The sequence below is a fragment of the Ignavibacteriales bacterium genome (assembly GCA_026390775.1).
Classification (GTDB): Bacteria; Bacteroidota; Ignavibacteria; order Ignavibacteriales; family Melioribacteraceae; genus Fen-1258.
Window position 1 is genome coordinate 39,421 of sequence record JAPLFF010000003.1, and the last position, 12,058, is coordinate 51,478.

Annotated in this window: 6 protein-coding genes and 1 pseudogene; all 7 read left to right on the top strand. The window is 33.9% G+C overall.

Annotation, left to right across the window (positions count from 1 at the left end; genetic code table 11):
- Positions 1-72 precede the first annotated feature (72 nt).
- The 7 genes and pseudogenes from NTZ27_00340 (at position 73) to NTZ27_00370 (ending at position 12,056) form a co-directional block, all read left to right on the top strand.
- Positions 73-990, top strand: coding sequence for a hypothetical protein (locus tag NTZ27_00340; GenBank protein MCX6173191.1), 918 nt, complete (start codon positions 73-75; stop codon positions 988-990).
- 556 nt (positions 991-1,546) lie between these two features.
- Positions 1,547-4,561 carry a TonB-dependent receptor gene (locus NTZ27_00345; protein MCX6173192.1) on the top strand — a complete coding sequence of 1,005 codons (3,015 nt, stop codon included), beginning with the start codon at positions 1,547-1,549 and terminating at the stop codon, positions 4,559-4,561.
- Between the two features lie 27 nt (positions 4,562-4,588).
- Positions 4,589-7,702: a T9SS type A sorting domain-containing protein gene (locus NTZ27_00350; GenBank protein MCX6173193.1), complete on the top strand. Its 3,114-nt coding sequence runs from the start codon at positions 4,589-4,591 to the stop codon at positions 7,700-7,702.
- 19 nt (positions 7,703-7,721) lie between these two features.
- Positions 7,722-8,762 carry a PorV/PorQ family protein gene (locus NTZ27_00355; GenBank protein ID MCX6173194.1) on the top strand — a complete coding sequence of 347 codons (1,041 nt, stop codon included), beginning with the start codon at positions 7,722-7,724 and terminating at the stop codon, positions 8,760-8,762.
- 201 nt (positions 8,763-8,963) lie between these two features.
- Positions 8,964-10,343, top strand: a complete 1,380-nt coding sequence (locus tag NTZ27_00360; GenBank protein ID MCX6173195.1) for a GWxTD domain-containing protein — start codon at positions 8,964-8,966, stop codon at positions 10,341-10,343.
- A 172-nt stretch (positions 10,344-10,515) separates the two neighbouring features.
- Positions 10,516-11,376: an alpha/beta hydrolase gene (locus NTZ27_00365; protein MCX6173196.1), complete on the top strand. Its 861-nt coding sequence runs from the start codon at positions 10,516-10,518 to the stop codon at positions 11,374-11,376.
- Between the two features lie 368 nt (positions 11,377-11,744).
- Positions 11,745-12,056, top strand: a pseudogene (locus NTZ27_00370) (GWxTD domain-containing protein).
- Positions 12,057-12,058 lie beyond the last annotated feature (2 nt).

The window sequence follows — 12,058 nt, forward strand, 5'->3', positions numbered from 1 at the left end:
TTTCATATCAGAGCACTTCTTTATCTAATAACGCTGTTCTTCTTAAATAGTGTTTCATTTTCACAATTGGAAATGTGGAAGCATTATGATAAAACCAACAGCGGTTTACCAACAAATTGTATTCGGCAGGTTGTTCAAGACAAGAAAGGCATTTATTGGATAGCAACACTTGATAGTGGCTTAGTTCGTTTTGATGGGAAAAATTGGAAAGTTTATAATAAGAGCAATTCACCCATTCCACACAATTATATTTATAGCATTGATTTCGATAAATTTGGTTACATATGGATTGGAACCTATGGTGGTGGATTAGTAAGATTTAATGGAAAAGATGATTGGAAAATTTTTAATGAGTCCAATTCCGGTTTACCATGTAACTGGATCTATACAGTAGCAATTGATAAATATTCAAATGTATGGATCGGAACATCAAATGGAGGATTTGCAATATACAATAGGAAAAAATGGAAAGTTTATAATACAGAAAATTCAATACTAAAAGAGCACAAAGTAACCTATATTTATTTTGACAAGTATAATGATGCGTGGATAGGAACCTCTGGCCTTATGTACCGTATTAAAAAAGGTAAATGGTTTAGTGAAGAACAATTTAATTATAACTCAGTTGATGATGCTTGTTATTGGATAACAGAAGATGGTAATAAAAATGTTTTCTTTTGTTATAAGTTTGGTTCTATTGTATTTTATGATTGGAAAAAATTTACGATTTACACACCAACAAATTCATGTTTACCTTTCCTTGGGTATTATTCTATTGCAGTAGATAAGAAAAATATATTGTGGGGTGGATCATTCGGAAATGGGTTGTTAAGATTTGAAAATAACAAATGCCAAGTATGGAATAAATCAAATTCAGAACTAGAGGATAATCTTATATTTAATGTCAGAGTAGATAAGAATAACAATAAATGGATCTCAACTTATTTTGGTGGAATTTTTATTTATAATGAAAAGGGAGTTAAATTCTAATTCGATAATTTTTTAGAAAGAAGATGGCAATTAAATTGAAAGTCGTTAATTCCTAAATTATTTTCATTCGGGAAAATTTATACAAAGAAATTTTTTTCAGTAATGGTAAATATCTAAAATCAATTTAATAGGTTTAATGATTTACTTTTTTATAGTTTAGAATTAGAATTAATTTATAAAAATTGAGCTACTGGAATTAAACCTTGACAAATAAAACGGAAGGTGTTAAATTCAATTAAAAATAAAGGGCCTCTAAGTAAAAGTACACAAAAAACACAATTTTGCTCTTGATTTAGAAATCACATTAGTTTATCTTGGAATCACTTCAAACAAGAGAAAAACAATTTTTCGTGTCATTAGTATTAGACTTACAAAGAAAGCCATTTGTTCCGGAAATATTAGGACAAAATTAAAATTATTGAACTGTTATTATTAAGTTTTCTGTAATTAGAATTAATAATTCACTTCTAAAAAAAGGAGGTAGTGGTTGACATTTTTTTTACAAGTTTTTCCATTCAAAAACCCTTTCTTTAATTAACAAATAAGGAGTAAAAATATGCATCGAAAGATTTTTTACTTTTTGCTACTTCTAATTCTTTGTCCTGTTTTAATTAATGCAGGTACAAAGGGTAGAATTAAGGGAAAAGTAACTGACTTGCAAACTGGCGACATCTTAATTGGTGCCAACGTGGTTGTTGTTGGAACAACAGCCGGAGCTAACACAGATGCAAGCGGTGAGTTTCTCATCCAAAATTTGGATCCAGGTGTTTATGAAATTAAAATTTCATACGTCGGTTATAAGACCATCACAGTTTCTAATTTAAGAGTAAGTGCTGATCTTACAACATACAGGGACGTTCAACTTCCTAGCCAAGATATTGAAGTTGGTTCTGTTACGATTACTGCACAGAGACCAATGGTTCAAAAGGATAACACAAATGCTGTTAGAATTACAACAAGTGAAGATATTTCTGCTTTACCAGTTAGAAATGTGACAAGCATTATTGGTTTAACGGCAGGTGTTGTTCTTCAAAATGGTTATATTTTTATTCGAGGTGGTAGAACTGATGAAGTTGGATACTATCTTGAAGGAATCTCCACAAGAAATCCTCTTTCCAATCTCAATGCTGTTACAGTAAGCCAGGATGCAATCGAAGAAATTCAAGTTCAGTCTGGTGGTTACCCTGCTGAATTTGGTGGTGCTAACTCTGGAATTGTTCGTCAGCAATTAAAATCTGGAGGCAACAACTTTAAAACCAGTATAGAATGGATTACTGATAACCTTGGGTTCAAGAGTAAAGCCAATGCTTTTGATGGTCAAAAAACTCTGGGCGCTTATACATGGGGTTATAGTGAAATGAGCGGAGTTTTTAGCGGCCCTGTTACTGATAAATTAAAAATGTTTTTTAATCTTGATTATGTTTACAACAGAGATGGTAACCCACAACCTAATCCTGGTATAAATTTAGGGCGGATAGGGGATCCTAGTACGAAAGATACTTTACCAAATTATGTTTACCCTGCTGGACCTCAAGCAGGCAGACAAACCACAAACTATACTTTTACCGGTACACTTAACTATGATCTAAGACCAATATTATTAAGATTGACTGGAAGCTATACTACTAGTAAAGGAGATATTAGTGGTAATACTGGTGTTGGTGTTAGAGATTTTATGAATACCCGTTATGGAGAGGGTGATAATACTAATGGTTCATTTACTCTAAAAATGACGCACGTAATTAGTGATAAAATTTTCTATGAAATTACCGGTGGTTACTATATAAGAAATTCTGAAACTTTTGACAAAGCTTTAGGTAGTAATTATTGGGGTTATGGAGATAGTACTGTAAATGCTGCTGCTGGATGGACAATTCCAAGAGCCCCTAGAGATTTACGTGATTATGCAACTTATAAATCAGCATTTGGAAATGATGTGCCTGCAAGAGGTTTAGGACTTTTTGCATGGTTTTTTGCACAGAATGGTGCAGTACCAGTTAATTATAGCAAATTCAATCAAACTTCGTTCTCCATTAATGGAAGTTTAACTATGTTATTAGGAAAATTTAATACAGTAAAAATTGGTGGAGAATATCAACAATATACTCTTAGGAATTGGTCGGGTGTTGGTGCAACTACTTTGGCTAGAACTTATAATAATAGATTAGCCGTTAATACAGCCAACCTTTCCTCAGACGAAATTAAGAAAGATATTTTAAGAGGTGGTGGAGTTAATAATTATGGTTTTGATGTACTTGGCAATGTATATGATGGCAGTGGTTTTGATGCACCTCATAAACCCGTATTTGCTGCAGCATATATTCAAGATAAAATTGAGTTTGAAGATCTTATTATTAACTTAGGTTTGAGATTCGATTATATAGATATTGATAACATGACATTAAAAGATCCTACTTTACCGGATTTAGCTGTTATTAAGGGAAGTACAGATTTAAATCCTGATGGATTTGTTAAAACATCATCATTTTCTTCTGTTAGCCCTAGAATTGGTTTTTCATTCCCTATAACAACATCTTCAATGTTCCATGCACAGTATGGAACATTCGTTCAACAGCCCCAGCTCCAAAATGTATACGAGGGATATTATAGCTTCATGCAAAAGATTGTTGGTGCTGGTAATTTCTATGCTACTGTTACTGGTCCGAATCTTAGACCAACAAGAACAACCCAGTATGAATTAGGATTTACACAGCAAGTCACTGATTTTATTTCTTTTGATATTACAGGATTTTACAGAGATATTCGAGATCAGGTTGAGTATATAAAACAACCCGTTCAAAGCATTTCTAGTTACTCCCCAGCTTATTATATTGACGGGAATGGTGATTTTGCTACAACAAAGGGAGTTGAAATAGCATTAAATATGCGTAGGTGGGAACGTCTACAGGTTAATGCTTCTATATCTTTCCAGGATGCTCAAGGAACGGGTTCTTCACCAAACCAAAAATCCGGATTGGTATTCCAGCCGTTAGACGGAAGTACAATTTATGCACCCAAAAATGTTACACCATTAGTACAAAATAGACCTTTGTTTGGTAATATTTCTATTGATTACAGATGGGGTAACAATGATGGAGGTCCAATATTACAAAATCTAGGGTTATCCGCATTAATTACTTTTAATACTGGTCATGGGTTTACATTGGGTTATGGTAATGCTCAGGCAGAAACTGATACAAGAAACAGATACCCTATTGAAGCGCTTAATTCATCTTTAACACCATCTGAACTACAGGTAGATTTAAGGATAGATAAGACTTTCAAGCTTGGCGATAAATTAGGTCTCAATGTCTATCTCTACGTCATTAATTTGTTTGATGCTGTGAATGTAGATAATGTATTTTTGAAAACAGGTACAGCGACTGATAATGGTGTACTAAGCGATCCTAAACTTAGTGCTACATTGATTAAAACTTATGGTCAAGACTATATCAACATGTATAAAGCCATAAATTTAGATTATCAATTAGGTTGGGGAGGACAAGGTTTAGGTGGTAATTTATTTGGTCCGCCACGGCAAGTTCGCTTAGGCGTAAGATTAGAGTATTAATGGTTTAATTAATATATGGAGAACAAAATGAGATTAAAAACAATTATAAACTTGAGTATATTATTACTGTTTGTTTCTTTTTCGACTCAAATTTCTTGGGCAAAAGGAACAGATGGTAATAAGAACTCTCTTAATAAAACCCTAGGTCTTCCTACCATTACTAAATTTAACATTAATAATATTTCTACTTTTATTTATGCAAATGGTTGGTCAGATGTTACTGGAAGTAACCCGGGGTATACATATCCTACACTAAGTGGAAAGACTGCAAACTTTCAATCCGGATTCTTATTTGGCGGTTATATTGGTAACCCGGCGGATAATGTATTGCGAATTGGCGGTTCAGTTTATCGTACTTCCTTAACAGCTGGTAGAATATTATCTCCCGGTGTAGCAGATGATCCGAATAATGCGAATGTAAGAATATATAGAGTAAGGAGAGATTACAAAATCGGCTCGGTTGCAACAGAAATGTTAGATGAAGGTAAATCTGAAACCGACGTTAGAGCACAGTATGAAAAAGATTGGAACGAATGGCCTGCACAATGGGGTGCACCATATCAAGATGTTAATGGCAATGGTGTATATGAACCAACTATAGATATTCCAGGTGTTCCTGGAGCCGATCAAACAATCTGGTTCGTTGCTAATGATTTAAATGCGACTCAAGCTGCAACCTTTTATCAAACTACTCCTATGGGAGTAGAAGAGCAGTGCACAGTCTGGGGATATAAAGCCGCAGGTGCATTAGGTAATATGTTATTTAAAAAATATGTATTGATTAATAAAAACGCCCAGAGCAAAGACTTTAATCAATTTTATGTTTCGTATTGGGACGACATAGATATTGGCGGTGGAGCATACGACCTTGCCGGATGTGATACAACATTAGATGCAACTGGTAAACCAAGGAGCTTATTCTTCACTTATAGCGGTATTCCGAATAATTCACAGTATGGACTTACACCACCTGCTACCGGATTAGATTTCTTCCAAGGTCCAAAAGTTCGGGGGTTGGCTACTGATACTGCTATATATAACGGGAAATATTGGCCCGGTTATAAAAATTTACCAATGTCAGCTAGTTATTTCTTTATTAATCCGGATGCTATTTACGCTGATCCTAATCAGAATGCTGCTATTGGAATTACACAATGGTATCGTCTTTTCCAGGGCCAAGTATCAACCACAGGTATTCCGATGCAAGATCCATTTACTCTCAAGAATACTAAATTTGGATTCGCTGGAAACGTGTTTACCAAAACTGGATGGTTAGATGGAGTTCAGTTTGCGCCTGGTGATAGAAGAGATGGTGGAGTATGCGGACCTTTTACATTAGCGTATGGCGATACTCAAGAGGTTGTTATAGCAGAAATGAGCGCCGGTGCAACTGCCGGAATTGATAATATTGCTGCTTTAAGACTTTTATTTAATTACGATGATGTTGCTCAAATTGCATACAATCGTTTATTTAAATTACCAGCGCCAGCTCCGCAGCCAACACTTGCTATCACCCCTCTTGATAAACAATTGGTCTTAGATTGGGGTAGTAACGCTGCAGCAGTAACAGCTACTGAAAGCTTTGATAATCTTGGTTATAAGTTCCAAGGTTATAATCTTTATCAATTACCATCTAATTCTGCTTCTATTTCAGATGGAATTTTGTTGAAAACGTTTGATATTGTAGATGGTATTACTGTAATTCTTGACAAAAAGGCAGATCCTAGTTCTGGAGCTCTTGTAGATTATGTTGCCGCTAATGGAAGTGATTACTTAAAAAGATCATACTTGGTAACTGAGGATAAGTTGGCGGGTGCACCGGAACTGCATAATGGATCTAAATATTATTTTGCACTTTCAAGTTATTCCTACAATCCAAATCCACCGTTTGGAGATAAAGTACTCAATAATCCTTTAGCTATTATTACGGCAATTCCACACGCGCCAGATCCCGGCGTAGGCTATAATGGAAAAGCTGATGCTGCTCTTAGTATACTTCGTACAGGTGGCCTATCTGATGGTACTGTTACAGGTAAAGTTATCGATCCTTCAAAAAGTACAGGAGATAATTATAGAGTTAGTTTTGAAACAGATGCAAATGATAATATAGTTTGGAAACTTACTGATGTAACCAAGAATGTTGTTAGATTATCCGGCCAAGATCAAAATATTGGGGATGCTTCTACAATAATTGATGGAATACAAATTCAAGCTAATGGACCAGCTTTAGGAATCAATAGTTATGCTTTCACTCCTTCAGCTGATAGATGGCTTGATTATTACAGTGGACCAGATTTAGGAATTAATTTCCTAGGAAGTTCAGTCACTCCAGACCAATATGTTAAAATTGAAGTAAGATTTCTTTCAACTCCAACTGGTCAGAATGCTTATAGATATTTGCGCGGCGGAACTCCAAATTATGGCTATCAGGATTATATACCACAGTATTTTACTTGTTGGGATGTTACACATAGTCCTGCTCGTCAATTGTCGGTAGCTTATGTAACGCAGAAAGGTCAACCAACCGAACACCTGCCGTGGCAACCAACAACAGATCCTGGAACAAGCAGAGAATATTTCTTTCCTCTTCCAAATGCATACACAGCAACTCCAGATCCAGTATTAATGGCGGGAATACCAAATAGTGGAGTTTATCCAGCAATGTTTGCTTTATGGCCACAGTTAAGAGCAGGAAAAACATTCAATCCCCAAGCAGGGCAAATTTTTACAATTACACCTTTTTTTGTTAATACGACCGCAGATGTTTTCACTTTTACAACTCCATCTGTTTCTTCTTATGACGCAAATAAAGCTATAGAGGATGTTAAAAATATTAACGTATTCCCAAATCCTTATTACGGAGTTAATCCGCAAGAATTAACAAAGTATAATAGATGGGTAACATTTAGCCATTTACCCGCCAGCGCTACAATTCGTATATTCAATTTAGCAGGGCAGTTAGTAAGAACAATAACACACAATGACGGAACGCAATTCCAGCGTTGGGATTTACAAAATGAAAATAACCTTCCAGTTGGCAGCGGGTTATATATTGTTCATATTGATATGCCGGATTTAGGAACAACGAAAATATTAAAAGTGGCGATTATTCAAGAGAAACAAATCTTGGATATATTCTAAAAATAGGAGAGATAAAAATATGAATAAATTAAAATTATTTTTGATAGTTGCCACTATATCTGTCATTTTTAGCAATCTCATTTTTGCTGATGGCGGTAATAGAGTTGGCACAGCAGGTTCAACACAATTATTGATTCCTGTGGGAACTAGAGGTATTGCAATGAACTCAACAACACTTACTGATTCAAGAGGTGTTGAAGCTCTTTTTTGGAACCCGGCAAACCTTGCAAGAGAAGAAGGTACTTCAGTTACTTTCACTCATTCTAGTTACATAGCTGATATTGGAGTTGATTACGGAGCTTTAGGATTTAATCTTGGTAAACTTGGTTCTATAGCTCTTTCAATTAAATCATTATCCATAGGAGATATTGCAATTACTACTGTAGATAATCCGGATGGAAATGGTCAATTTTTTCAACCTAAATTCATCACAACCGGATTAACCTATTCAATAATGTTAAGCGATAGAATTTCAGTTGGTATTACTACAAATCTTAATTTTGAAAAGATGGCTGAGGTGTCAAAATCCAATGTTAGCTTTAATGTTGGTATTTCTTATACTAATTTAGCTAATATTAATGGTTTGGCATTAGGTATTGTTTTGAAGAATTTTGGCATTCAATCCAGCTTTGCTGGTACCGGATTGAATATTCTTTCAAAAGGTGAATATGGTTACTTGAGACAAGGAAATAACTATTATACAGTACAGGCAGCATCAGAAGAATTACCGACTACATTGGAGTTAGGTCTTGGTTATCGCTTTGCATTCGGCAAGGATAACGCACTTCAACTTAATGGCGTATTTCAGAATAGCAATTTCAACTATGATGAATATCGTGTGGGTTTGGAATATGCTTTTCAGGATATGATATTCTTACGCGGCGGTTATCTCTTTATGCCTGGAACTACTGATACTAATGCTAAAGAAACCACATTAACCGGTGGCTTAGGAGTTAAATTTGGTCTAGGCGGTAATCTAAAGGTATTAATAGATTACGCATACCAGAAAAGAGTATTATTTAATGATACTCACACATTTGGTGTAAGCCTTGCCTTTTAACTGATTTAATATTTACAAAAAACCTGAGCTGATTTTTTTCGGCTCAGGTTTTTTTATTTTATAACAACAGTTCTTGCCCGCCGACATGCATGTTTGTATTTTTAGTTAAGTGATATTTAATAACGTTGATAATAGGTTTACTAATAAGTAAATATATTTTGTAAAATAAACTTACACGAAAAATCAAGAGGACTAAATTTTATGAAGAATATCTTTATCGTTTTATGTTCATTGTTTTTATTTGCTTCGGTTGTCCAAGCTCAAAATGAATTGGGATTTGAATTCGATTATGCAAAATTTAATTATGATTCCACCTCTGTTTACCTAGAGTTTTATTATGAACTGAATCCAAAGAACATGCAGATTATAGCTACTGATAAAGGGTCGTTAACGGAGGCAATGGTTCATATCGAAATGAAGAACACGGAAACAAATTCTTTCTTCATAAATAAGGATTGGAGAATTCAAAATATTATTAACCCTGCTGAACATGATAGTAATTCCAAATCGCTTGCTGGTATGCTGGGGTTTGTTGTTCCTAGCGGAAAATATACATTACAAGTGCTGGCGCGCGATTCAAAGAATCCGAATCTAAACAAAAAGATTAATGAAACGCTCTTTATAACGCCATTCAAAAAGGATATATTTTCTATCAGCGATCTTGAAATTGCCAATAACATAAAAAAGGAGAATGCAGACCCGCAATCAATTTTCTACAAAAACACCTTGGAAATAATTCCAAATCCCGAAATGGTGTATACTCATAACTCGCCGGTTCTGTTTTATTATGCTGAATTATATAATTTGAAGTTAGAAAATGAAAAGAAGGATTTTTCCTTGCAGAAATTACTTTATAACAGTGCAGGAGTACCTGTTTATAAGAGTACCAAAAATATTAAGCAGTCAAATGATGCAGTTGTGGAATATGGCATGGTTAATTTATTAAAGTATCCGTCTGATTCTTATAACTTTGTGTTGAGTTTAATTGATCCTACAACGAACAAAGCTTTTATTTCCTCAAAACGTTTTTACATCTTTAATCCGAATGTTGTAGATACCAGTAAAACTTTTCAGTTGAACACCGGTGTAATAGGAAGCGAATTTGGAATTTTTACATTGGATGAATGCGATAAAATGTTTTTGCAAGCAAAATATATTGCAAGCGATCGTGAAATAAGCCAATATAAAAGTCTTGACTCAGTTAAAGCTAAAAGAGAATTTCTTTATAATTTTTGGCGAAATAGAGATACTGATCCTTCTACTCCTCAGAATGAATTTAAGGAAGAGTATATGAAACGAGTAGCTTACGCAAATAAAAATTTTACTTCTATGTTGAAGGAAGGATTTTTAACTGATAGAGGAAGAGTTGTATTATTGTACGGCGAGCCTGATCAACGTGATTTTTATCCAAGCGATGCCGGCTTGAAACCGTATGAAGTTTGGTTTTATAATCAAATCGAAGGCGGTGTTAATTTTTATTTTGGTGATGTAACAGGTTTTGGTAATTATGAACTGCTGCATTCAACAAAACGTGATGAAGTGAAAGATGAGAATTGGATGAGACGTATTAGCTCTCAATAATTATATTAAGTAGGACCAAATATAAAATTGAATTCTTCGTTATCATTTTTTTTGCTTAATCTCTTACTTTAGATCTTAAAGCAACACTCAGAATTACTTATTATATAATTTTTTATGTTTTTAATTACAACTTAACATTTTTCTAAACTCTAAAACACTAGTGAAATATAAAATGAAAATAAACATTAGATATTCATTATTATTTATTTATTTGTTGTTATTTATTGCTACTTCTTTCTCGGAAGCTAAAACAGAAAAAGTAAGATCAAAAGATGGAGTTGAGATTGCTTATGTAGTAAAAGGCAAAGGAGAACCTGCATTGGTATTTGTTCACGGTTGGTGTTGGGATAAATCAATTTGGGAAAACCAGGTTAATGTATTTTCATCAAAGTATAAGGTAATTACAATTGATCTTGCTGGGCATGGTGAATCAGGATCAAATAGAAAAGATTGGACTATGAGAGCATTTGGAGAAGATATAGCTTCTGTGGTTAATAAGTTAAAATTAGAAAAAGTGATTTTGGTTGGACATTCGATGGGTGGTAATATAATTCTAGAAGCCGCGAAAACATTAGGCAATAAGGTAATAGGATTGATAGGTGCAGATACTTTTCAGAAATTTGAAGAAGGTGAACCAGCAGATCTTGCAGAAAAATATTTGTCAACATTTAAAGATAATTTTGTAGGAAGCACAAAAGAATATGTTAAATTATTGTTTTTAGAAACTTCTGATTCAACTTTAGTTGAGAGAGCAATAAAAAAAATGACATCAGCCCCGCAAAAAATTGCCATTGATATACTTAGAAATTCATATAAATACAATTCGATTAAAGCTGTAAAAGATCTACAAATTCCAATCGTTTCGATAAATTGTGATCAATTTCCAGTAAATCTTGATGAAAATTTAAAGGTTACAAAAAATTTCAAAGTAAAAAAGATGCATGGGGTTGGTCATTTTGTAATGCTCGAAGATCCAAATCGCTTTAATCAGCTGCTCGAAGAAACGATCCAGGAATTAGTGAAGAACGAATAATCATTTTTAATTGATTCTTGTATTCGATTTTTCGTATTGTTCTAATAATGAAAATACATATCAGACACAAACTTGAATATTTTGCCTTTATTTCTTTTGTCCAACTGTTTCGAATTCTAGGTTTACAAGGAACCCGCAAAAGTGCTAATTATCTTGCTTATCTTTTGTATTATTTAATTCCTCTTCGTAAGCAAGTTATTATGCAAAATTTAATTATGATTCAACCTCTGTCCTTGAGTTTTATTATGGTCTTAATCCTAAGAACATACAGGTTTTCAGCAGCAATAAAAGCCTCGATTCACTAAAGCTAAAAGGGAATTACTTTATGATTTTTGGCAAATTAGTGATATGATCTTTCAACTCCTCAAAATGAGTTTAATGAAGAATATATGAAACGAGTTGCTTACGATAATAAAAATTTTACTTCAATGATGAGAGAAGAATACTTAACTGATAAAGGAAGAGTTGTATTATTGTACGGCGAGCCTGATCAATATGATTTTTACACGAATGATTCGCAGCTAAAACCTTATGAAGTTTGGTTCTATAATGAAATTGAAGGTGGTGTTAATTTTTATTTTGGTGATGTAACAGGTTTTAGTAATTATAAATTACTCCATTATTCTCTAAGTGGTGAGATTAAAGATGAAAATTGGGAAGCAAGGATTAAGGTTAATTAACA